This window comes from Oceanobacter kriegii DSM 6294 (assembly GCF_000422845.1).
In the GTDB taxonomy this organism is placed as follows: Bacteria; Pseudomonadota; Gammaproteobacteria; order Pseudomonadales; family Oceanobacteraceae; genus Oceanobacter; species Oceanobacter kriegii.
In genome coordinates this window covers 66,531-89,963 of the sequence record NZ_AUGV01000003.1, presented here as the reverse complement: position 1 = coordinate 89,963, position 23,433 = coordinate 66,531, and the positions used below count along the sequence as shown (strand labels likewise).

Below are 23,433 nucleotides of genomic sequence, written 5' to 3'. Positions count from 1 at the left end.
GTTACTATGAAAATCCCTCCGGATGGCCTTCCGATCGGCCGCTTAACCAGCGGTGCCTCATCCCGTGCCAACACCTTACCCCGTACCTGCGCTTCAGATTCACCTGCACTGTGTTCGGCAGCCAGGTCGATTGCGCTGCTGTTTGTGTTCAACGGCGTGCTGTTGGGGGGCTGGGCGTCGATGGTGCCGCTGCTGGCCCGCGACTATCAGCTTAACGGTTTGTGGCTGGGGGCATTGATGTTGTTGCTGGCACTGGGAGCGGTGGCCGGTTTCCGCTTTGGCGGCCCGCAAGTAGACAAGCGCGGTGCCAGGGAGGTGGCCATCTGGAGTTATTTACCTTATGGACTGGCGCTGGTGGCTGTGGCTCAGCAGTGGACGCTGTCGTTGCTGGCTCTGGCCATTTTTGCGCTGGGCTTTTTTCACGCGGTGATGGACGTTGCCATGAACAGCATGGCCGCCCGGTACGAACAGTGCCGCCAGCGCAGCTGTATGCCGGGCTTTCATGCCTTGTTCAGCGTAGGAGCCGGGTTAGGCGCTGCCAGTGGTTCATTGACTCAGCAGCTGGGCGGCTCCCTGTCGATTCAGGCATGCGGTTTGTTGTTGCTGTTTGGCCCGGGGCTGCTGTGGATTATGCATTCGCAGGCGCTGCCTTCTGCCGCAGAACTTGCCGCTTCTGCTCAACCCGCTGATTCGGGATCACAGTCTGTCGATCAGGATATTTCTGGTTCAGGAGCAACGTTCAGCTCAGGAGCAGCACCTGGTTTTGCTGTACTGGCTCTGGTTGCCGCAGGATGCGCCATGATTGAAGGGGTGATGGCCGACTGGTTGGCCTTGTTCCTGATTGTGCAACAGGGCGCGCCCGACGCTCAGGCACCCTTGGGTTTTGCCGCATTTTCGTTGGCGATGGTGGCAGGCCGTCTGGCGGCTCCGCGCTTTGTCGACCGCTATGGTAGCGTACGGGTGTTGCAGTGGAGTCTGCTGATTGGTGTTACTGGTCTGGTATGGCTGTTGTTGTCGCCTTACTGGCTGGCGTCGCTGCCGGCCTGGCTGCTGATTGGCCTTGGCTATGCCAGCATCATTCCACTGTGTTTTTCGCTGGCGGCCAATGCGTCGGATGACAACAACACCGGCATGGCAGCAAGCAAAACGGAGATACTGGCGGATCAACACAAGCATGCCGCACCCGAGGCACAGGAAGGCCGCCGCCTGGCACGTATGGGCGTGTTTGCCTATGGCGGCATGCTCACCGGCCCGGTTCTGATCGGTTGGCTGTACTACGCCAGTGGCATGCTGACGGCGTTTGTAGGCTTACTGCTGGTGGCCATGGTGATGCTCATGGCGTTGCGACGAGCGGTGCGGGGCACCGCAGAAGCCACAACGTGAGGGGTCAGGCGCTGTGAAAGCTTTCCAGCTGTTCACGGGTTGGCAGCGCTACAAAAGCACCGTAATGAGCTGCTGCATATCCGCCACAACGGGCGGCGTACGCCAATGCTTGCTCCAGTTTGGCGGTATCTGAGCAGAACGTCAGCAGCTGATCGGCGCTGATTTCCTGTTGCGCCAGTTGCACCATCAAACCACCCACAAACGCATCGCCAGCGGCGGTGCTGTCGACCATCTTCACCGCAGGCGGGGTAATCTGGCCCTGCTGCAGGCCGCTGGCGGTTTTGAAGAAGTAGCGCAGCGGGTTGCCACCATCGGTAATCAGCAGCAGTTGGGCACTGCCTTCGAACAGCTGTTCGATGGCCTGTTCTTCAGACTGTTCGCCACGCAGATAGTCCATTTCTTCAATGCTCATTTTTACCAAATGGGCATCGGCGGCCAGCGTCCATACCAGCTCGGCATCGGCACGGCCGCTGGCCCAGAGGTTATGGCGCAGGTTCACATCAAAGCTCACCAGCCAACCGGCGTCGGCGGCCATTTGGGCCCCGGCTGCGGTTGCCGCGGCAATGTCGCTGGCAGTCAGGGTGTTGGAGCAAAAGTGGAACAGGCCGGGGTTGGCAAACCATTCGGTCTGGAACTCATCGGCGCGGAACAGCATGTCGGCGGACGGGTTGCGGTAAAACGTGAACGAACGTTCGCCACTGTCGTCCAGCGACACAAACGCCAGTGCGGTATTGGCTTCGCGGGTGCTCAGCAGGTAGTCGGTATTCACACCGGCTTCATGGAGGGAATCACGCAGGAAGTCGCCAAACATGTCTTCACCAATCTTGCCTGCCATGCGGCTATCGCCGCCCAGTTTGGCAACCGCAACGGCAACGTTGGCCGGCGCGCCACCGGCAAATTTGGTAAAGGTTTCCTGTTCGCTGTCGGCGTTACCGCCCACTTTGTTGGACAGCATGTCGATCAGTACTTCGCCAAAGGAAATGGTTGTTAGCATTGTTGTTTCCTGCCTGATACCTGCATGCATCGGCGTATTCGGGGTGGCCATGCTGCCAGTCGTTGCGCCAATACGATGAATTCAAAGTCGAAATTGTTGCACGCTCGCAAGGGCGCGCAAGTAGCCTGACAACATAACCCAATACGCAACCGCCAAAATGTCAGTGCCGGTTTGAAATATTTCAATTGTTAACAGCCGCCGCTGATTACGAAATGCCCGATTAATGTCGTCTGAGTTAACTGCTTCTGACGACGCCGAGTCGTTATGACAAGCATGTCACCCAAACAACAAAAATAATCGGGAGTCTCGAATGAAACTCAAAGCTCTGGCCGCTGCGGCCATGTTCTCTGCTGCTGCCCTGTCTTCCTCCGCTTTTGCGGCCGACAAGCCAGTGGTTGGTCTGATTACCAAAACCAACACCAATCCGTTCTTCGTCAAAATGCGCGAAGGCGCCAAGGAAATGGCCGATGACATGGGTGTTGAGCTGCGCACCTTTGCGGGCAAGTTCGACGGTGATAACCAATCCCAGGTACAAGCGGTAGAAAACCTGATTGCCTCCGGTGCCAAGGGCATCCTGATTACCCCATCCGACCCGGAAGCCATTGTTCCTGCGATTGATCGCGCCCGCGCTGCTGGCCTGCTGGTGATTGCACTGGATACACCACTGAGCCCGGCCGATGCGGCTGACGCGACCTTCGCCACCGATAACTTCAAGGCCGGTGAAATGATCGGCCAATGGGCCAAGGCCCAGCTGGGTGACAAGGCAGCCACTGCGAAAATCGCCATGCTGGACCTGAACACCAGCCAGATCACCGTCGACGTGGCGCGTGACCAGGGCTTCCTCAAGGGCTTTGGCATCGACATCAAGAATCCAAACCGCATTGGCGATGAAAACGATCCACGCATCGTTGGCCATGACGTGACCCAGGGCGCTGAAGAAGGCGGCCGTCGGGCGATGGAAAACCTGCTGCAACGCGATCACGAAATCAACGTGGTGTACACCATCAACGAACCGGCCGCTGCCGGTGCCTATGAAGCCCTGCGCGCCGTTGGCCGTCAGAACGACGTACTGGTGGTCTCCGTTGACGGTGGTTGCCCAGGCGTTGAAAACATCGCCGACGGCGTGATTGGCGCGACCTCCATGCAGTTCCCGCTGCGGATGGCATCCATGGGCGTTGAAGCCATTGTGGAATACGCCAAAACCGGCAAAAAACCACAGGCCAGCGAAGGCCTCGACTTCGTCAACACCGGTGTTGAGTTGATTACCGACAGCCCGGTAGACGGCATTGAGTCGAAAACCTCCAAGCAGGGCCTCAACAGCTGCTGGGGTTAAGCCCGGCCTGACGCCCGTTCGGTTGCGCTGGAATTGGCACAGCGCAGCCGGATTCTGATTACCCGATTTTCGTTTTTTAGAGTCTTTGCCCGGTCGGGATGGCCGGGCTCAGCTGGAGTCCATCATGAGTAACGCTTCTACTGCCAACAACAATATGGCAGAGCACGAACGCGTGGCAGACAGCGCCGGTGGCGCGGTTGCCAACTTCGCTACCGAGCAGCTGTCGCTGGTTGAACGTGCCCATCGCTTTTTCCACAGTAACCCGGTGGCGGCCCCTGCGATTGTGCTGCTGATGGCCGTGTTGGTCTTCAGCATGGTGATTGGAGAACGTTTCCTGTCGCCATTTAACCTGTCATTGATTCTGCAACAGGTGACCATTATTGGCATTCTGGGTATCGCCCAGACCCTGATTATTCTGACCGCCGGTATCGATCTGTCGGTGGGTGCCATCATGGTACTGACCTCGGTGATCATGGGTAAAACCGCCGTGATGCTGGGTTTCCCACCAGTCATTGCCTTTATGGCCGGTATGGCCGCCGGTGCCTTCTGCGGCTGGATCAACGGCATTCTGGTTACCGTACTGCGACTGCCGCCTTTCATTGTGACGCTGGGTACCTGGAACATCTTTTTTGCTCTCAACCTGTGGTACTCGCAGTCTGAAACCATTCGCTACAAAGCCATTGCTGAAGCTGCACCATTGCTGCACTGGACTGGCCAGAGCATCGATATTCTGGGTGCCAAACTGACCTACGGTTCGTTGTTGATGATCGGCCTGTTTGCACTGGTCTGGTACGCGCTGAACTGGACCCCATGGGGCCGCCATGTGTACGCCACCGGTGATGATCCGGCCGCAGCCAAGCTGGCGGGTATTCGTACCGAGCGCGTGCTGATGTCGGTGTATGTGGTGGCGGGTGTGATCTGTGCCATCGGTGCCTGGGCTCTGATTGGCCGTATCGGTTCCGTTAGCCCACAGGCAGGCATGATGGCCAACCTGGATTCCATCACCGCGGTGGTGATTGGCGGCTGCTCCCTGTTTGGTGGTCGCGGCGCGATCTGGGGCACGCTGATTGGTGCATTGGTGGTGGGCGTGTTCCGTAACGGTCTGGCACTGGCGGGTGTTGACGTGTTGTGGCAGGAATTCACCGTAGGTTTGCTGATCATCGTGGCGGTGGCCATGGATCAGTGGATTCGTAAGGCGTGAGGAGAGACACCATGAGTACACACGATCTGGTAATGAAAGCCTCCGGCCTGGTGAAACGCTACGGCCATGTAACCGCCATCGACGGCGCTGATTTTGAACTGCGCCGTGGCGAAATCCTTGCGGTCATCGGCGACAACGGTGCCGGTAAATCCTCGCTGATCAAAGCCTTGTCCGGCGCACTGGTACCGGACTCCGGCGAGGTGCTGCTGGATGGCAAGAAAATGAAATTCAAAAGTCCGATGGACGCCCGTAAGGCAGGCATTGAGACCGTGTATCAGAACCTCGCGGTGGCACCGTCACTGGACATTGCCGACAACCTGTATCTCGGTCGTGAACGCCTCAAGCCCGGTATTCTGGGCAAGGTGTTCCGCATGCTCGACAAGAAAGCCATGCACGACCACGCTCGTGAAAAGCTGTCGGAACTGGGTTTGCTGACCATTCAGAACATCCACCAGGCGGTAGAAACCCTGTCGGGAGGTCAGCGTCAGGGGGTGGCGGTAGCCCGCTCGGCAGCCTTTGCTCGCAACGTGGTGATCATGGATGAGCCGACCGCGGCGCTGGGTGTGAAAGAGTCCCGCAAGGTACTGAACTTGATCAAAGACGTCCGTGACCGTGGCCTATCAGTGATTCTGATCAGCCACAACATGCCCCACGTATTTGAAGTGGCCGACCGCATTCACATTCACCGCTTGGGCAAACGCTGCGCGGTAGTGAAGCCGGATACCCACACCATGGCCGAAGCGGTGGCCATTATGACGGGGGCGATGGACCCTCACGAACACCCGGCGGGCGCGTTTGCGGAATAACGCTGCCCGTTCTTTTTACGCTGGACTGTTTTAACGCTCGGTTGTTTCAACGCTCGGTTGTTTCAACGCTGGACCGCTGGTAAAGCGCCTTTGGCGCTTGCCAGCCCTGATTGTTTTTCTCGGGGCTTCGTTGTTCAGGTGCTCAGGTACTTGAGTGGCTTCCCTTGGATGCATTGTGGTGACCAGTTCGCTGGTCTTTTCTTATGCCGGTTCAGGCTTTCTGAACCGGTTTTTTTGTGTCCGCTTTTCGCACTTGGTTCGTACTTGGTTCGCGCCTGATCGCAGGCTGTGCTCGTTGTCGATAGCTGCAAGCCTGACGCGGGGAGCGTCACTCCGGCAAGTTGCCCCTGTGGATAATATAGGACGGAATCTGTACTTCGGACTTCTCCGGGGTTTTGCCTTGCAGTAATTCGTATCCCATTCGTATCGCCATGCGGGCCATTTGTTCGGGCAGTTGGGCGGCGCTGCCGATGATCAGGGAATCGTCGTGGCGCATGCGCTCAATCGCCAGTGGCGCGCCGTCGATGGAGGTGATCAGCAGCGGCCGACCGGCCATTTGAGCGGCTTGTTCGGCGCCCACTGCGCTGGGATCGTTGATGGCGAATACGCCGTCGATGTGGGGGAATTCGGCCAGCAGGTGGGTCATCACTTCAAGTCCGCCCAACCGACTGGCACCGGCGTTGTTATTGCTGTCGAGCACGGTGATGCCCGGGTATTGCTTTAACTGACTCAGACAGCCGTCAACGCGGGCTTCAATCGACGATACCGGCGGCCCGTTCACAATCGCAATATTGCCTTTTTGGCCCAGTGCCGCGGCCAGAAAGCCGCAGGCAATTTCACCGGCCTGGCGGTTGTTGGTGGTGACGGTAATGTCGGCGCCGCGGGCCTTAACGTCGACCGCCAGCACCGGAATACCGGCAGCCTGGGCTTGTTGGATGGCCGGTTCGATGCCGTTGTAGTTGGCGGCAATCAGCAAAATCAGGTCAACGTTTCGGGCGATGAAGCCTTCCATTTGGCGTACCTGACGGGGCAGGTCGTAAGCGCTGGATTTCAGAATAAAGCGTACGTCTTCCCCGGCCAGTCGACGCGCTTCGGCTTCAGCCCCTTCGGCTATCTGAACGAAGTAGGGGTTACCAAGATCCGACACCGATACCCCAACGGTCAGTTCTGCCTGACAGCTGGCCACCGTGAGCCAGCCCGCAATGCCCAGCAATGCGTTGGTAGCAGCACGAAGCGTGGCACGGGGGGAGTGTGTGGAGCAGGAGAACAACGTCACGGCAGGTATCTCATGGTCGGATTCCCATTGGTACATTTTCAGTGGCTGCAGGCCGGGCAAGGCTTCGACGCAAGGCACTGGCCAGTTGCTGGCGGTTCCAGGGTTTGTTCAACAGTAGCTCCGAAGCGCCGGGCTGCTGGAATACGTTCTCTGCCAGCGGATAGCGGCTGACCAGTTGCTGCTGGTTGAGGCCGGAAGACAGCAACACCGGCAGCTGTGGCCATTGTTGCATTACTTGCTGGCGCAGTTGCAGGCCGTTCATGCCTGCGCCCAGATTAATATCGGTCAGTAACAGGGCTGGTGGTTGTGTTTGTTGTTGCAGCCACTCGATCGCCTGTTCGGCGTTGGGCAAATCAACACACTGGCAGCCGAGGGCTTCCAGTTGTTCCCGGGTGGCGCTGGCAACCTGCGGGTCGTCTTCGACCAGCAATACGGATTCGGGCAGTGGCAGGTGCTGGGGCGACAGCCCGGTGTGCCCTTCTGGCTGGCTGATCAGTGGCCGTTGGTCAGCGGGCAGCAGGGATGCCACCGGCGGCAGGCGGCGACTTTGCTCACTGACTGGCAGCTGAATGGTCACTTCGGTGCCCGCTCCCGGCTGGCTTTGGATCTCGATATCCCCGGCCGATTGTTTGACGAAGCCGTACACCATGCTGAGCCCAAGGCCGCTGCCTTCACCAATGTCCTTGGTGGTGAAAAACGGCTCGAACACCCGTTCAAGGTGAGCCTGCTCGATGCCGCAGCCGGTGTCGGTCATAACGATTTCCAGCCATGGCGGTGTGTCTGGTGGTGCTTCTTGCTGCGGCTTGCGGGAATCGGCATCTGACGCCGTTCGGTAACGGGTGGTCAGGGTCAAGGTGCCACCATCGGGCATCGCAGCGTTGGCATTAATGGCCAGATTCAACAAGGCATTTTCCAGCTGGGCAGCGTCCACCAGCACGACGGCATCGGCGCAATCTAACCGCAATTGCAGCTGGATATTGGGCGACAGGCTGTATTCGAACAGGTCTTCCATGTCCAGAATCAGGGCGTCGACATGGGTTGGACTGGGGCTCAGTTGCTGTTTGCGTGAGAACGCCAGCAAACGGCGGGTGAGCTGATTGCCTCGTTCGGCGGTGGCCATCGCCCGCCGCAGGCGTTTGAGGGCTTTTTCGCTGACGGCGGCACTGTCAGCGTCGGCGGCACTGCGTACCTGTTCAATCAGACCGTCCTCCAGCAATTGCAGGTTGCCAAACATGGCGGCCAGCAGGTTGTTGAAGTCGTGGGCGACCCCGCCTGTCAGTTGCCCCAGCACTTCCATTTTCTGGGCTTGTTGCAGCTGGGCTTCGATGGCTTTGCGCTCGGTCAGGTCACTGTAGAGGGTGACAAAGCCGCCGCTGGGCATGGGGCTGCTGCGGAATTCGACCTGACGGCCGTCCGAGAAGTGTCGCTCGAAGCGTTGGTAGGTATTCTGGCGGGCGGCGTTGATCTGATCCTTGTCGAGCAGCGTCCCCATTTGCGACCAGCTGTCGCGGGCTTCGGCGGGCAGCAAATCGTGAATTTGTGCCAGGGTCATGCCTTTGCGGATGTCTGCCTTGGGCAGCTTCAATACGGTCAGGTAGCCCGGGTTCCAGGCCACCAGTCGGCCGTCGGCATCGAACACACTGAGGCCGTCGTTCATGTTGATAAACACGGTTTCCAGCAGCCGGGTCTGGGAGCTGAGGTCGTCACTGATGCGCTGCATTGCCAGTGCGTTATCGCGGAACACCTGAAACGCCCGTGCCAGCTCGCCAATTTCATCCTGGCGCTGTGCCGCGGGTAACGGCTGTTGGTCGGTTTGCAGTTGGCTGGCGCTGTCGCCACTGGCCAGCCGACTGATGCGCTGGGTGATCTGGCTGAGCCCCAGTCCCAGTTCCCGCACAACCCAGATGCCGCCAGCGACGGCCGCCAGACACAGCAGGCTGATGATCAGAATGCCGGTTTGGCCGGAAGCCACCACCACCGATACTTTCTGGCTGCGTTGGGCAATGCTGGCGCGGGTCTGGTCGACAAAGTGGGTCACCGAGTCGGACAGCTGTTCGGATATGGCGCGGGTCGAAGCCAGCAAAAACGCGCTTTCTTCCTGCATGTGCAGCTGTTGCTGACGCAGCGGGAATACCCCTTCGCTACTGTTGCTGAAACCTTGCAGTTCGGTCAGCCAGTGCTCGGCCGGGTGGCCGGGCCAGGCCTGCTGGTTCAGGCGGCTGAGGCTGTTGTTCACATCCTGTTGCAGCAGAGCCAGCTCGGTGGCATCGGGGGAGCGGGCGGCCATTAACAACCAGTCCGTGATTTGCAGGCACTGGTCGGCGATTTGCTCGGAATGGGGCGGTTGGCGCAGTTCGCGGGCCAATTGATGCAGGTTGTAGGTGGTTTGGCGCAGGTCTTCGCGAGCAAACAGGTGGCTGCGTGTGACTTCAATCAGTCGCTTGGCGGTGTGCTCCAGCCGTAGTAACAGCGGTTGCAGGTTGGGGGTGGCGGCATCCAGTTGTGGCAGGGATTCGGCCAGTGCCAGCAGGTGGCTGATCTTGTCTTCCAGTGTCAGGCTCAGGCCTTGCAGCATGAAGGGGCTGTTCACTCCGGCAACGTAGGGCGCCACGGCGGCGAGGTTGGCGGTGCGTTCGGCCAGTTCCAGCGAGCGGGAAATCTCCGGCAAGGATTGCTGTTCAAACTCCGTCACCGAGGTGGCGGTGTTGTTGAGGCCAATCCAACCCATCAAAGCCAGCCCCAGCGTACTGGCGGCCAAAATGGAAAAGGCCAGTAGTAACCGGGTGCCGGCTTGCAGTCGACGGACGCTGGTCAGCACTGGGTAACCGCAGCGCAAAAGCTGTAGCCAACGCCGCGTTCGGTGCGAATGTAACGCGGTTGTTTCGGGTTTGGTTCGATTTTGCGGCGTAACCGCAGGGTCAGAACATCAATGGTGCGGTCGAACACATCCACATTGAGGCCGCGGGTGGCTTCCAGCAACTGGTCGCGGCTGAAGACCCGATTAGGTGCTTTGATCAGGGTTTCCAGCAGGCCGTATTCGGCGTACGTCAAAGGAATCGGGTTGCCATTCGGATGGGTCAGCTCACGACTGGTGAGGTCCAGCACCCAGCCATCAAAGGTCAGTCGCTGGTGGCTGTAACTGTCTTGCTGGCGTTGCACCGGAATGCTCAGCTCGGTGGAGCGGCGCAGCAGCGCCCGCACCCGCGCCAACAGCTCGCGGTTGTTGAATGGCTTCATCAGGAAGTCGTCGGCGGCCAGTTCGAGGCCAATGATGCGGTCGGTTTCATCGCCTTTGCCGGTCAACATCATGATCGGAATGCCCGACTGGCTGCGCAGCTGGCGGGCCAGGTCCATGCCGTCTTCGCCTTTCAGGCGCAAATCCAGAATCACCAGTGAATGGGCGTGTTGGTCCAGCGCCTGCTGCATTTGCTGACCATTGGCGGCAAGACTCACCAGATAACCTACGTCTTCCAGTAAATCGCCCAGCAGTTCGCGCATATCGGCTTCGTCATCGACGATCAAAATCCGTTGTCGAGTCTCGGTCATTGTGTGTGCCGTTCGGTTGAGCGTGTGTTTTGGGGTGGTCGGCTCGCTGTTACCAGCGGGCAGCTTCGGCTGCTGACGTCGGGTGTGCGTCACCCTGTTATTGTGACAGCAGTTTTAGCACAGCTCAGTCTTGCAATTGTTTCAAGTGTTACAAAGCGCTGGGCTTGGCCTGAAAAGTGTCGGCAGAAGTGAGGAAGGGCGCGGGAATTGCTGGAGTAGATAGGGGCGTGGATCGATCCGTCGTCCAGAAACAACAAAGCCAGCGCAAGGCTGGCTTTGTGAACGCTTGGTGTTGCCTGTGCCTATCAGGCAGCGACGGCGGCGGTCGATGCGGCTGGCGCGGCTTTCTTGCTGCCGATGGGCAGAATTTCACGGCCGTATTCGGCATTCAGCACCTGGGCTACACCGAAGTAGATGGCGCTCAGGCCACAGAAGATGCCTTCGAAGCCAGCAATGCGGCCCAGCAGTTCGCTGCCGGTGAAATGCTGGATCGACAGCAGCGCGAACAGGATGGTCAGCGAGCCAAACACCACTTGTTTGGCCAGTGGGTAGCACAAGGAGCCAATGAACATAAAGCCGGTAAACAGGCCCCACAGTGCCAGATACCAACCCATGAAGGCTGCCGGGCTGGCGGCCAGCCCCATTTTTGGCATCACAATCAGGCCGACCAGCGTCAGCCAGAACAGGCCGTAGGAGGTGAATGCGGTGGTGCCGAAGGTATCGCCGCGCTTGAAGCACATCATGCCGACCAGAATCTGGCCCAGGCCACCGTAGAAAATCCCCATCGCCAGAATCATGGAGTCCAGTGGGAAGAAACCAGCGTTATGGATGTTCAGCAGAACCGTGGTCATACCGAAGCCCAACAGTCCCAGTGGCGCCGGGTTGGCCAGTTTTGTGCTCATTAATACTACCTTGCAGAGAAATGACGGAAGTTGAATGGCGGACGACGCGAAGGCGCGACGTCAACGCGCTGTAAGAGGCCGCGGATTGTAATGGCGCTTTTCAGAAAAGAAAGGTTGTGGAAGTAAATAATCCATTAGTCTAACGCCTCTGCTGTGGGAGGCAGCTTGCTGCCGATGGTTTATCGAGAGCAAGCTCTCTCCCACACTATTGGCCAGACCCCAGACCCCAGACCCCAGACCCCAGACCCCAGACCCCAGACCCCAGACGCCAGACGCCAGACGCCAGACGCCAGACGCCAGACGCCAGATCTCAAATCTCTCCAAGCTGTTTGATCAGTGGGTAGGCGCTGCGGTAGCGCTGGTAGCCGTCTTCATAATGGGCAGCCAGTGAATGATTTGGCTCGATGGTGTGTTGTACCGCGGGTGCAGCGCATACCTCAAACGGGTCACCGCCGTCGGCAGCCAGTAGCGCCAGTCGGGCAGCACCAAACGCGCCGCCGAAGTCGCCGTCGGCGGGGATATCCACCGGCAGGTTCAGTACGTTGGCAATCACGTTAAGCCAGTAGTGTGAACGCGAGCCGCCTCCCACCACTTTAATACGCTGTAGTTCGGTGCCCGCCTGACGCAGGGCTTCGAGGTTGTCGCGCATGGCGTAGGCAACGCCTTCCAGCACCGCCTGTGTTAACTGGTTCTGGTCGCTGTTGTGGCTCAGGCCTAAGAAGCTGCCGCGAATACGAGCGTCGTTGTGCGGGGTACGTTCGCCGGCCAGATACGGCAAGAAGGTAACGTCCGCCGGATGTGTTGGTTGGCTGCCCTGGGCGGCTTGCAGCTGGGCGTCGAGCTCAGCGGCGCTTTTACCGGCAATGCCTGCATACCAGTTCAAGGCGTCGGTGGCAGACAGTATCACGCCCATCTGGTGCCAGCTGTTGGGAATGGCGTGGCAGAAGGCGTGCACGGCGCTTTCAGGATTGGGTTTAAAGCACTCGTTGGCGGCAAACAGCACGCCGGAGGTACCCAACGACAGAAAGGCTTCACCGGGTTGCACCACGCCCATACCGCAGGCTGAAGCGGCGTTATCGCCCGCTCCGCCACCCACAACCACGTATTGGGCTTGTGCCTTGCCGATGCCCCAACGCTGGGCCAGTTCGGTTCTTATTTCCCCACTGGCTTGTGAGCCTTCAACCAGTTCCGGCATCTGTTCACGGCGCATGCCGGAAGCGTTCAGTAGAGTATCCGACCAGCAGCGGTTGGCGACGTCCAGCCAGGCGGTGCCCGCCGCGTCAGACATTTCCGATACGTAATCGCCGGTGAGCCAGTAACGCAGGTAATCCTTCGGCAGCAATACTTTGCTGACCTTGTTGAAAATATCTGGCTCGTGGCGGGCTACCCACATCAACTTGGGCGCGGTAAAGCCCGGGAAGACGATATTGCCTGACAGTTCGCGCACGCCCGCCATGGCATCCAGCTCGGCGGCTTCAACATGGCTGCGGGTGTCGTTCCACAAAATACAAGGCCGCAGCGGCGTGCCGGAGTTATCCAGCAAAGTAGCACCGTGCATTTGGCCGGATAGCGAGATGCCGCGCACCTGCGCCAATGCCTGTGGATAACTTGCTTGCAGTTGGTCGAATACCTGCTCGCAGGCGCTGATCCAGTCGGCAGGGTGCTGTTCCGACCAGCCGGGGTGGGGCCGTTGGGCGTTAAGGGCGGCGTGGGCGGAGCCAATGATGTGCTGCTGTGCATCGATGATCAGAGCTTTCAGGCCAGAGGTGCCAAGGTCGAGTCCCAGATACATAAGAATTCCTGCGCTGTGCGGCACCGCAGCGGCCTGTGAATGCAAGACTGCCGGTCAGGCGGTCCAGCCAAAGCCGTCATTTGGTTGATATACGGGCCGTTTATCGTTTGTTGTGGCTGTTGTTGTTTTAATCAGTAAAGGCTGCGTCGCGGTTGCTGTTGACCGGGGTTGATCACGCTTTGAACGCTGCGTTCCTGTTCTAACACTTTCATGCACGTATATGGAGGTAAATGAGAAATGGATGCATAAAAGTACAAGATGTTGCTGGAGACGTACCAGCGCCCGAATTAAAAGATGTTAGCCTGATCAGGTCTTGAACGAGATGATCTCTTCTAGACTTGATAAGAATAAAAACTCGTTAGGAGTCCACTATGCAATTCAAGTTAGGCGCTGCCGTATTGGGCGGTATGCTGGCTATGTCCTCTGCAGTTCAGGCCGCCACGGAGCTGGTGATCGCCACCGTTAACAACGGCCATATGATCGAGATGCAAAAACTCACCCCGCATTTCGAAAAAGCCAATCCCGACATCAAGGTCAAATGGGTCACGCTGGAAGAAGGCGTGCTGCGTCAGCGCGTAACCACCGACATCGCCACCAAGGGCGGTCAGTTCGATGTGATGACCATTGGTATGTACGAAGCGCCTATCTGGGGCGAACGTGGCTGGCTGAAAGAGCTGGATTTTGATGCTTCCTATGACGTCGACGACCTGCTGCCTGCGATTCGCAGTGGCCTGTCTACCGATGGCAAGCTGGTGGCTGCGCCGTTCTATGGCGAAAGCTCGATGCTGATGTACCGCAAGGACCTGGTTGAGAAGGCCGGCATGAGCATGCCAACCAAGCCAACCTGGGATCACGTTGCCAAAGTGGCGGCGGCTATTCATAACAAGGACGAAGGTGTGTACGGCATCTGTCTGCGTGGCAAGCCGGGCTGGGGCGACAACATGGCGTTCCTGTCGACGCTGGTGAACACCTACGGCGGCCGCTGGTTTGATATGGACTGGAAGCCACAAATTGACACCAAGCCGTGGAACGACGCCATCAGCTTCTATGTCGACCTGATGAACAAGTACGGTCCGCCTGGCTCCTCTGCCAACAGCTTCAACGAAATTCTGGCGCTCTACAACGAAGGCAAATGTGGCATGTGGATTGACGCCACCATCGCCGCCTCGTTTGTCTCCGACCCATCCCAGTCCAAGGTAGCCGACAAGGTTGCGTTTGCGCAGGCACCCACCAAGGTCACGCCAAAAGGCGCCAACTGGTTGTGGGCATGGGCACTGGCTGTACCTGCATCCACCACCCACAGCGACGAAGCCACCCGCTTTATTGAGTGGGCCACCTCCAAGGAATACGTTGAGCTGGTGGGTGAAGAAGCAGGCTGGGCCCGTGTACCAACCGGCACCCGTTTCTCCACCTACGAAAACCAGAACTTCATGAAGGCCGCTCGCTTTGCCTCGGCTGAACTGCAAGCGCTGGACAGTGCCGACCCGGAAGACAGCACGCTGGAACCTGTGCCGTATACCGGCGTTCAGTTTGCCGCCATTCCTGAATTCCAGGCCATTGGTATTGCCGTGGGTCAGCAGATCAGTGCGGCACTGGCTGGCAAGCGCAGCGTCAAGGACGCCCTCAAAGCCGGTCAAATGGCGGCCGACCGCGAAATGCGCAAGGCACGTTACTACTGATTCATAACGAATCGGTGCGATCCCGCCAGCTCTCCGTTGCTGGCCGGGATATCAGATTGGCCTGATCCGGTTTGTTCTCTGCAGGTTCAGGGAGCAAGCCGGATTGGCTCTGAAGCGGAATCAAGCCGGGTTTTTCAATTCAGGAATCCAGCTATTCCATAACGAGAGAGGCTCCCTGTTTGCTGCGGAGAAAGCCTCCATGTTCCCTGCTGAGAGAGTCTTCTCTGTGGTTCTGCACCAGAACAACACGGAAGGGTATCGCTTGGCCGTTTGAAAGGGTGTTAGACGTTATGTCATCACAAGCTCGCGGTAATCGGACCACCTCCCGATTGCTAATGTCTCCGGCGGTTATATCGCTGTTGCTGTGGATGCTGGTGCCGCTGGGCATGACCATCTACTTCTCGCTGATTTACTACAACCTGATGAACCCGTTCCTGGAAGGATGGGCCGGGTTGTCCAACTACGAATTCTTTATTTCCAACCCGGCGTTTGGCGATGCGGTGTGGAACACCCTGCTGTTGCTGGGCAGTACCGTGGTGATCACGGTGGGACTGGGGCTGGCGATAGCCCTACTGATTAACGACCCGTTCCCGGGCCGGGGGCTGGTGCGCATCCTGCTGATTTCGCCATTTTTTGTGATGCCAACGGTGAATGCGCTGTTGTGGAAACACATGATGATGAACCCGATTTACGGCTTCCTGGCGCAGGTGTGGACCTTCTTTGGTGCTGAGCCGGTCGACTGGCTCACCGATCTGCCACTGTTCTCGGTGATCATCATGGTGAGTTGGCAGTGGTTGCCGTTTGCCTGCCTGATTTTTATTACCTCGTTGCAGTCGATGGACCGCGAACAGCTGGAAGCTGCGCGTATGGACGGCGCCAATTTCCTGCAGCAATTCCGTTACCTGTACGTGCCGCACCTGGCTCGTTCCATCTCGGTGGTGATCATGATCGAAGTGATCTTCCTGCTGAGTATTTTTGCTGAAATCTACACCACCACGGCCGGTGGCCCCGGTACCGAAAGCACCAACTTCGCCTTCCTGATCTTCACCGAGGCGCTGTTGAATTTCGACGTCGGTGTCGCGTCTGCGGGTGCCCTGTTCGCCATTATTCTGGCCAACATCGTGGCGATTTTCCTGATCCGTATGATCGGCAAGAATCTGGAGAACTAACATGAGCAACAAGAAGTCCGTCTGGACGCCGACCTACATTCTCCGCTCGTTGTCTGCCTGGCTGGTGGCACTGGTGATCTTTTTCCCGCTGCTGTTCCTGCTGGTGACCTCGTTCAAGACCGAGCTGCAAGCCATTGCTGTGCCGTCGATGTGGTTATTCGAACCTACGTTAGAGAACTTCACCGAAGTACAGGAGCGCAGCGACTACCTGCATTACGCCTGGAACTCGGTGGTCACCAGCGTGCTGTCGACCCTGCTGGGACTGGCGGTTGCAACACCGGCTGCCTACGCCATGGCGTTTAACCCGACCAAACACACCAAAGACGTACTGATGTGGATGCTGTCGACCAAAATGATGCCGGCGGTGGGCGCACTGGTGCCGATCTACATTCTTTGCCAGAACACCGGCCTGCTGGATACCAAGTTCTCGCTGATCATTATTTTCACCCTCAGCAATCTGCCGATCATGGTGTGGATGCTGTACAGCTACTTCAAGGACATTCCTCACGAGATTCTCGAAGCCGCTCGCATGGACGGTGCCACCGTGGCGCAGGAATTCCGCCATGTGCTGCTGCCACTGAGCATGGGCGGGCTGGCCTCCACCGGCCTGCTGTGTCTGGTGCTGTCGTGGAATGAAGCCTTCTGGTCACTGAACCTGACCTCGGCCAACGCCGGTACGTTGGCGACGCTGGTGGCGTCCTATTCCAGCCCTGAAGGCTTGTTCTGGGCCAAATTGTCGGCGGTATCGGTACTGGCAATTGCGCCGATTGTGGTGTTCGGCTGGTTCTCGCAGAAACAGCTGGTGCAAGGCCTGACCTTCGGCGCCGTGAAATAACACGCTGCGAATCAAGCGCGAATAAGAAGAATTATTGGAGTTACCCATGTCATATCTTGATCTTCAAGGCGTCGAAAAATACTACGACGATTTCTACGCCATCAAAGGCATCGACCTCGCCATTGAAAAGGGCGAATTCATTGTGTTCGTTGGCCCATCCGGTTGTGGTAAATCCACCCTGCTGCGGATGATTGCTGGCCTCGAAGACATCAATGGTGGCCAGCTGATGCTGGACGGCCGTGATATTACCCACGCCGAACCGGCTCACCGCGACCTCGCCATGGTGTTCCAGAGCTACGCGCTTTATCCACACATGACGGTGGAAGAAAACATGTCGTTTGCGCTCAAGCTGGCCAAGGTCAGCCCGGCGGAAATCAAGGACAAGGTGGAGAAAGCGGCGGAAAAACTGAACCTGACCCAATACCTGAAGCGCACCCCGAAAGAGCTGTCGGGTGGCCAGCGTCAGCGGGTGGCGATTGGTCGGGCGATTGTGCGCTCGCCCAAGGTATTCCTGTTCGACGAACCGTTGTCGAATCTGGATGCGGCTCTGCGTGGTCAAACCCGGGTTGAAATTGCCCATCTGCACCGCGAACTGGGTGCCACCACCATTTACGTCACCCACGATCAGGTGGAAGCCATGACACTGGCCGACCGCGTGGTGGTGCTGCAAGGCGGCATCATTGAGCAAGTGGGCACGCCGCTGGAGCTGTACGACACTCCAGCCAACAAGTTTGTGGCCCAGTTTATTGGCATGCCGCAGATGAACATCCTGCCGTCGCAGCTGTTCCGCAGCCAACATGAAGGTGCCGTTGAAACCGGGGTACGGCCAGAGCATATGGCGCTGGTGGCCCATGGCGAAGGTGAACTGAACGGCGACGTTGAAATGGTTGAATCCCTCGGTAACGAGACCCTGGTGCACATCAACGTTAACGGCAACGTCCAGCAGCAGATCATCGTACGCCTGTACGAGCGACCGAACCTGCGCGCCGGTGACATGGTGGGTGTCGATGCCGACGCCAGCCGCCTGCATTTCTTCGCCGCCGACGGCAGCGCCCTGCGTGGAGAAGGCTGATGACAACCCAACGTTTGACCCAATTGCATCTGGGGCTTGGCTCGTTTCATCGCGCTCATCAGGCCGTCTACCTGCAACACCTGATCGAACAGGGCGACGACCGCTGGCAAATAGTGGGTGGCAACATCCGCCCGGACATGGCCGAGACCCTGCAAGCCATCAAGCAGCAGGGCGGTTATACGCTGGAAACCGTCACCCCTCGAGGTGAGCGCGATTACCAGTGGATTGAATCCATCCGCGACGTCGTCGCCTACGATCAACAGCTGGCGGGACTGGCTGCCGTCGCAGCCGACCCGAACACCCGTATCATTTCCTTCACCGTAACCGAAGCAGGCTACTACCTGGACGGTCAGGACCAGCTCGACAGCAGCGTCGCCGACATTGCCAACGATCTGGCGGGTAACAGCCGTTGCACCATTTATGGCGCGCTGGCTCACCTGCTGAACGAACGTCGGCTGGCCGATGCTGGGGCGGTGACGCTGCAAAACTGCGACAACCTGCGCTCCAACGGCAAACGCTTTTACACCGGCTTCACGCAGTTCCTGCAACAGCTGGGTAACCGCGAACTGACGGCATGGGTTGAACAGAACACCTGCGCACCGGACAGCATGGTGGACCGCATTACGCCACGGCCAACCGCCGATGTGGCCGAGCGCGTGCAAGCTGCCACCGGACGTCAGGACGGCGCAGCGCTGATGGGGGAATCCTTTATTCAGTGGGTGATTGAAGACCACTTCATCAATGGCCGCCCAGCGTGGGAGCAGGTCGGCGCTGAAATGGTGTCCGACGTGATGCCGTACGAGGAAGCCAAAATCCGCCTGTTGAACGCCACCCACAGCTGCATTGCCTGGGCCGGTACCCTGAAAGGTTACCGTTACATTCACGAAGGCACTCTGGATAACGACGTGCGCCAACTGGCGTTCGACTACGCCACTCAATGCGCCATTCCATGCCTGACACCAAGTCCGCTGAAGCTGGACGATTATCGCGACGTGGTGCTGGACCGCTTCAGCAACCCGAATATTCAGGACACCAACCAGCGCGTGGCGATGGACGGCTATTCGAAGATTCCGGGCTTTATCCTGCCCACCATTCGCGAGTGCCTGAGCGGCGGTCGTTCACTGGACGCCGTCTCCCTGGTTGTCGCCCTGTTCCTGCGGTTTTTGCAACATCGGGACGAGGGGCTGGTGGCCTACGAATATCAGGATCAGGCGATGGACCCGGAAAGCCTCGAGCGGATTCTGAACGCCGATGACCCGGTGGCGCAGTTCTGCTCGGAGGCCCTGCTGTTTGAAGAACTGGCTGGCGACAGCAGCCTGATTGACGCGGTGCGCCGTGGCTATCAGACCGTTTGCCAGCAGTTTTTTGGTTAAGCTCGTTCTGTAACCGGTCTCAATGACCGTTTTGTATCGGTGCCCTGCTTTCACACGGTGGGGCATCGATGATTTTCATTGCAGTAACCACAAAAAAGACAATTCGGGTGCCAATCTGACCAGTGGTGACCCGCTACCGGATGTTTGCTAACCTCCGGTGATACTATTCTGTCCTAACAATAATTCGAAAACGGCAGGTTCCGCTTATGTCAGCACTCGCCAAAACCCCGCAATTGCCCGAACAGGAATGTGAATTTCAACGCGACCCCGGATTGGGTTATGAACCGGACGGCTCCTTCGGACTGGTTCGTTGTTTGTCCCACGGTGCGCCCAACCCGCTGATTCGTTGGCACTTCCACGAAGAGTACGAACTGCACCTGATTCTGGAAACCTCTGGACGGGTGTTCGTTGGCGACTACATTGGCCATTTTGAACCCGGCCATCTGGTGCTTACCGGCCCGCGCTTACCCCACAACTGGATCAGTCAGGACCTGCCAAAAGACGGCGTGGAAGAACGCGATCTGGTGATCCAGTTCAGCGGTGAAAAGCTCGAACAGGTGATGGAGCTGATGCCGGAATTCAAGGAAATCAGCGGCCTGCTGGAACGCGCCAAACACGGCGTTGAGTTCATCAACCTGACCGAACAGGCCAAGCAACGGATGCTGCGCATTCGCGAATGCCATGGCCTCAGCCGTCTGATTGAGTTCTGTCATTTGATGCAAGAACTGACATATCACGATAACTATCGGCTGCTATCGTCGGTGCAGTTGCAGAGCTTTGATGACGACCGCTCACTGCAAAAAATCAGCGAAGTGGTGGATTATCTGTCAAAGTCGTACGAATCACGGCTGGCACTGGCCGAAGTGGCCGCCAAATTTGGCATGAGCGAAAGCCGCTTTTCGCGCTACTTCCGCCGTATGACGGGCAATACCTTCACCAACTTCGTCAGTCAGCTGCGAGTGAACAAGGCCTGCCAGATGCTGCTGGACACCGACCAGTACATCAGCACCATCTGCTATAACGTTGGCTTTAACAACGTCGCCAACTTCAACCGCCGCTTTATGGAAATCAAGGGCATGACCCCAAGCGACTTTCGCCGTCTTGGCCGCAGCCGCTACTGAACCAGAACACAGGAAGGAGCGTCAGAGTCGATGCTCCTTACCGGGATCGAACATACCAAATACAAGGAATCGACATGGCAAGCCTGCTCGAACAACTGAAACAACACAGCACCATCGTTGCCGACACCGGCGACCTGACCGCCATTCAAAAACTGCAGCCGCAGGACGCCACCACCAACCCTTCGCTGGTACTGAAAGCCGTACAGTCCGGCCAGTACGACGCCATTGTGGATGCTTCCCTGCAAGCCGCTGAAGGTGACAGCCTCGAAGCCAAAATCGACGACGCCTGCGACCGCCTGTCGGTCGCCATGGGTGCCACCATCGTCAAGCACATCCCGGGTCGCATCTCGACCGAAGTAAATGCCCGCCTGTCGTTCAACACCGACGCCAGCATTGAAAAAGCCCGTCGTCTGGTGGCTCTGTACGAAGAACAAGGCGTTGGTCGCGACCGCATCCTGATCAAACTGGCCGCCACCTGGGAAGGCATTCGCGCTGCCGAAGTACTGGAACAGGAAGGCATCCAGTGTAACCTGACGCTGATCTTCAGCTTCGCCCAGGCCCGCGCCTGTGCCGAAGCCGGCGTATTCCTGATCTCGCCATTCGTTGGCCGTATCCTCGACTGGTTCAAGAAAGCCAATCCGGGTACCGACTACGCACCGGCCGAAGAACCGGGCGTAGAGTCCGTTTCCGGCATCTACCAGTACTACAAGCAACACGGCTACAACACCGTGGTGATGGGCGCCAGCTTCCGCAACAGCGGTGAAATTGTGGCATTGGCCGGTTGCGACCGCCTGACCATCAGCCCGGCGCTGATCACCGAACTGGCCGAAACCGAAGGTGAACTGAGCCGTGCCCTGAGCTACGAAGGTGCCATCAGCGAACGTCCGGCCACCATGACAGAAGCCGAATTCCGCTGGGACCTGAACATGGACGCCATGGCCACTGAAAAACTGGCCGAAGGCATTCGTGGTTTTGAGAAAGACCAGAAGATTCTGGAAGGCTTGCTGGCTGAGAAGTTGGGCTGAAAAATCGGGTTAAGCAACCTGGCTTGAAACCCTGTTGGAGCCGCCGTTCTGGTGGCTCTGGAATTTTCGTGTGTCGGATAGATCTCTATGGGACAGAGTCGTCTTGATGTTTTTACCAGTGCGCTGGAAGCTGTTCTGAACGAACCTGTCGAACGTATCTGCTGGTGGCAAATAACCTCAGCAACACTTTTTTGTACATCCACTTATCAGGGACGCAAGGTTGGGTTATGTAGCACCCGTAAAGGCGTATGGCTGGCCGTTAAACGGACTGACCCGCTTTGGACTCGATTTCTGAAAGGTCATTGGGATACCTATCCGCTGTCCGTTCGGTTTCCAGATCAGACTCTGATTGAGGCTGAGATTCGCAGTAAGCTCGATCAGCTATTTAAAGTTAAATAAACCTTCAACAAAACATAAGCACTTTCAAATTTATTCAACTATTCCTCGCTGACATGATCACCCTCAACGTTGCGGCAGTTCGCCGCCCTTTGACTACGAGTGAACACGAGGTGTGTTATGTCAGACCATTCATCTACCGGCGCTTCCCACGGTCTGTCTGCTGAGCAGCTGGACGCTCACTGGATGCCGTTCACGGCCAACCGCAGTTTCAAGAAAGACCCGCGCATTATTAAAGGTGCCGAAGGTCGTTATTACATCGATGCCGATGGCCGCAAGATTTTTGATGGTCTGTCTGGCCTGTGGACTTGTGGCGCTGGTCACAACCGCCCTGAAATTGCTGAAGCCGTGTACAAGCAGCTGCAAACGCTGGATTACTCGCCAGCATTCCAGTTTGGTCACCCGACCTCGTTTGAATTGGCGCACCGTATTCGCGGTTTGATGCCGGACGGCTTGGACTACGTGTTCTTTACCGGTTCCGGCTCAGAGAGCGCCGACACCTCGCTGAAAATTGCGCAGGGTTACTGGAAGAAAAAAGGCCAGGCCAGCAAGCGTTTGCTGATTGGTCGCTCCAAGGGTTATCACGGTGTGAACTACGGCGGTATTTCCGTCGGTGGTATTGGCGGTAACCGTGCCCTGTACGGTCAGGGTGTGCCGGTCGATCATCTGTCGCACACCTTGCGCAAGGACTTCGCCTTTACGCAGGGCATGCCTGAACAGGGTGCCGAGATGGCCGACGAACTGCTGGAGCTGATTGCCCTGCACGATGCCTCCAACATTGCTGCGGTGATTGTTGAGCCGGTAGCCGGTTCGGCCGGTGTGATTCCACCGCCAGTGGGTTACCTCAAGCGTCTGCGCGAAATCTGTACTGCCAACAACATCCTGCTGATCTTCGATGAAGTGATCACCGGTTTTGGTCGTATGGGTGCGATGACAGCGGCTGAACGCTTTGGCGTAACGCCAGACATTCTCAACACCGCCAAGCAGCTGACCAACGGCGCGGTGCCAATGGGTGCGGTGATCACCACTGGTGAAATCTACCAGACCTACATGGACAACGGCGGCCCTGAGTACATGCTGGAACTGCCACACGGCTACACCTATTCCGCTCACCCGGTGGCCTGTGCTGCTGCCATGGCGGCGCTGGATGTTCTGGAAAACGACCAGCTGATCGATCGCTCCCGCGAAATGGCACCGGTATTCGAACGAGCGTTGCACAGCCTCAAGGGCACCAAATACATCAGCGACATCCGTAACTACGGTTTGGCCGGTGCATTGCAAATTGAAGCCTACCCGGGTGAACCGGCGCGTCGTCCGTATGAAATTGCGATGAAGTGCTGGGAGAAAGGTTTCTACGTGCGTTATGGCGGTGACACCATTCAGCTGGGCCTGCCGTTCACCGTTGAAGCTGCCGAGATTGATCGTCTGGTGAATGCGTTGGGTGATTCCATCGCCGAGCTGGACGCCTGACACAACCGAATTTCACCGGCAGGGCGCAGGGCGTTGTGTGCCTTCCCCGTCGGTTAACCA

19 protein-coding genes are annotated in these 23,433 nt (G+C 57.8%); 13 read left to right on the top strand and 6 right to left on the bottom strand.

Annotation, left to right across the window (positions count from 1 at the left end):
* The first annotated feature begins 6 nt into the window (after positions 1–6).
* The gene (locus tag G516_RS0100395) at positions 7–1,383 is read left to right on the top strand and encodes an MFS transporter (RefSeq protein ID WP_028291971.1); all 1,377 of its coding nucleotides are present in this window, start codon (positions 7–9) and stop codon (positions 1,381–1,383) included.
* A gap of 4 nt (positions 1,384–1,387) precedes the next feature.
* On the opposite strand, the gene G516_RS0100390 is transcribed toward G516_RS0100395, so the two are convergent.
* Positions 1,388–2,377, bottom strand: coding sequence for a carbohydrate kinase family protein (locus G516_RS0100390; RefSeq protein ID WP_028291970.1), 990 nt, complete (start codon positions 2,375–2,377; stop codon positions 1,388–1,390).
* 310 nt (positions 2,378–2,687) lie between these two features.
* On the opposite strand from G516_RS0100390, the gene G516_RS0100385 reads away from it, so the two are divergent.
* The 3 genes from G516_RS0100385 to G516_RS0100375 all read left to right on the top strand — a co-directional run bounded on the left by G516_RS0100385 (position 2,688) and on the right by G516_RS0100375 (position 5,717).
* Positions 2,688–3,710: a sugar ABC transporter substrate-binding protein gene (locus G516_RS0100385; protein ID WP_028291969.1), complete on the top strand. Its 1,023-nt coding sequence runs from the start codon at positions 2,688–2,690 to the stop codon at positions 3,708–3,710.
* Between the two features lie 124 nt (positions 3,711–3,834).
* Positions 3,835–4,911, top strand: coding sequence for an ABC transporter permease (locus G516_RS0100380; RefSeq protein ID WP_028291968.1), 1,077 nt, complete (start codon positions 3,835–3,837; stop codon positions 4,909–4,911).
* Between the two features lie 11 nt (positions 4,912–4,922).
* A complete protein-coding gene (locus tag G516_RS0100375; protein WP_028291967.1) occupies positions 4,923–5,717 on the top strand; it encodes an ATP-binding cassette domain-containing protein in 795 nt (264 codons plus the stop codon).
* A 328-nt stretch (positions 5,718–6,045) separates the two neighbouring features.
* Here the strand turns inward: G516_RS0100375 and G516_RS0100370 are convergent, their stop codons facing one another.
* The 5 genes from G516_RS0100370 to xylB all read right to left on the bottom strand — a co-directional run bounded on the left by G516_RS0100370 (position 6,046) and on the right by xylB (position 13,233).
* Positions 6,046–6,993 carry an ABC transporter substrate-binding protein gene (locus G516_RS0100370; protein WP_169449480.1) on the bottom strand — a complete coding sequence of 316 codons (948 nt, stop codon included), beginning with the start codon at positions 6,991–6,993 and terminating at the stop codon, positions 6,046–6,048.
* Between the two features lie 10 nt (positions 6,994–7,003).
* Positions 7,004–9,811 carry a PAS-domain containing protein gene (locus tag G516_RS20415; RefSeq protein ID WP_051218788.1) on the bottom strand — a complete coding sequence of 936 codons (2,808 nt, stop codon included), beginning with the start codon at positions 9,809–9,811 and terminating at the stop codon, positions 7,004–7,006.
* Positions 9,805–10,539, bottom strand: a complete 735-nt coding sequence (locus tag G516_RS0100360; RefSeq protein WP_028291965.1) for a response regulator — start codon at positions 10,537–10,539, stop codon at positions 9,805–9,807. Before G516_RS0100360 ends, G516_RS20415 begins: the two co-directional genes overlap by 7 nt.
* 305 nt (positions 10,540–10,844) lie before the next feature.
* Positions 10,845–11,441: an acetate uptake transporter gene (locus G516_RS0100355; RefSeq protein WP_028291964.1), complete on the bottom strand. Its 597-nt coding sequence runs from the start codon at positions 11,439–11,441 to the stop codon at positions 10,845–10,847.
* A 310-nt stretch (positions 11,442–11,751) separates the two neighbouring features.
* The gene (gene xylB, locus G516_RS0100350; RefSeq protein WP_028291963.1) at positions 11,752–13,233 is read right to left on the bottom strand and encodes a xylulokinase; all 1,482 of its coding nucleotides are present in this window, start codon (positions 13,231–13,233) and stop codon (positions 11,752–11,754) included.
* A 371-nt stretch (positions 13,234–13,604) separates the two neighbouring features.
* Here xylB and G516_RS0100345 point away from each other — a divergent pair, with 371 nt between their 5' ends.
* The 9 genes from G516_RS0100345 to G516_RS0100305 all read left to right on the top strand — a co-directional run bounded on the left by G516_RS0100345 (position 13,605) and on the right by G516_RS0100305 (position 23,373).
* The gene (locus G516_RS0100345) at positions 13,605–14,912 is read left to right on the top strand and encodes an ABC transporter substrate-binding protein (protein ID WP_028291962.1); all 1,308 of its coding nucleotides are present in this window, start codon (positions 13,605–13,607) and stop codon (positions 14,910–14,912) included.
* A gap of 290 nt (positions 14,913–15,202) precedes the next feature.
* A complete protein-coding gene (locus G516_RS0100335) occupies positions 15,203–16,081 on the top strand; it encodes a carbohydrate ABC transporter permease (protein ID WP_036533706.1) in 879 nt (292 codons plus the stop codon).
* 1 nt (position 16,082) lies between these two features.
* Positions 16,083–16,916: a carbohydrate ABC transporter permease gene (locus tag G516_RS0100330; RefSeq protein WP_028291960.1), complete on the top strand. Its 834-nt coding sequence runs from the start codon at positions 16,083–16,085 to the stop codon at positions 16,914–16,916.
* A 46-nt stretch (positions 16,917–16,962) separates the two neighbouring features.
* The gene (locus G516_RS0100325) at positions 16,963–17,988 is read left to right on the top strand and encodes an ABC transporter ATP-binding protein (RefSeq protein WP_028291959.1); all 1,026 of its coding nucleotides are present in this window, start codon (positions 16,963–16,965) and stop codon (positions 17,986–17,988) included.
* Positions 17,988–19,361, top strand: a complete 1,374-nt coding sequence (dalD, locus tag G516_RS0100320; protein WP_028291958.1) for a D-arabinitol 4-dehydrogenase — start codon at positions 17,988–17,990, stop codon at positions 19,359–19,361. Before G516_RS0100325 ends, dalD begins: the two co-directional genes overlap by 1 nt.
* A 206-nt stretch (positions 19,362–19,567) precedes the next feature.
* Positions 19,568–20,482: an AraC family transcriptional regulator gene (locus tag G516_RS0100315; RefSeq protein WP_028291957.1), complete on the top strand. Its 915-nt coding sequence runs from the start codon at positions 19,568–19,570 to the stop codon at positions 20,480–20,482.
* Positions 20,483–20,556: 74 nt separating this feature from the next.
* Positions 20,557–21,507, top strand: a complete 951-nt coding sequence (gene tal / locus G516_RS0100310; protein ID WP_028291956.1) for a transaldolase — start codon at positions 20,557–20,559, stop codon at positions 21,505–21,507.
* Positions 21,508–21,594: 87 nt separating this feature from the next.
* Entirely contained in the window at positions 21,595–21,906 is a 312-nt protein-coding gene (locus G516_RS24840) for a hypothetical protein (protein ID WP_036533703.1), read from the top strand.
* 117 nt (positions 21,907–22,023) lie between these two features.
* Positions 22,024–23,373, top strand: a complete 1,350-nt coding sequence (locus G516_RS0100305) for an aspartate aminotransferase family protein (RefSeq protein ID WP_028291955.1) — start codon at positions 22,024–22,026, stop codon at positions 23,371–23,373.
* Positions 23,374–23,433: the final 60 nt, after the last annotated feature.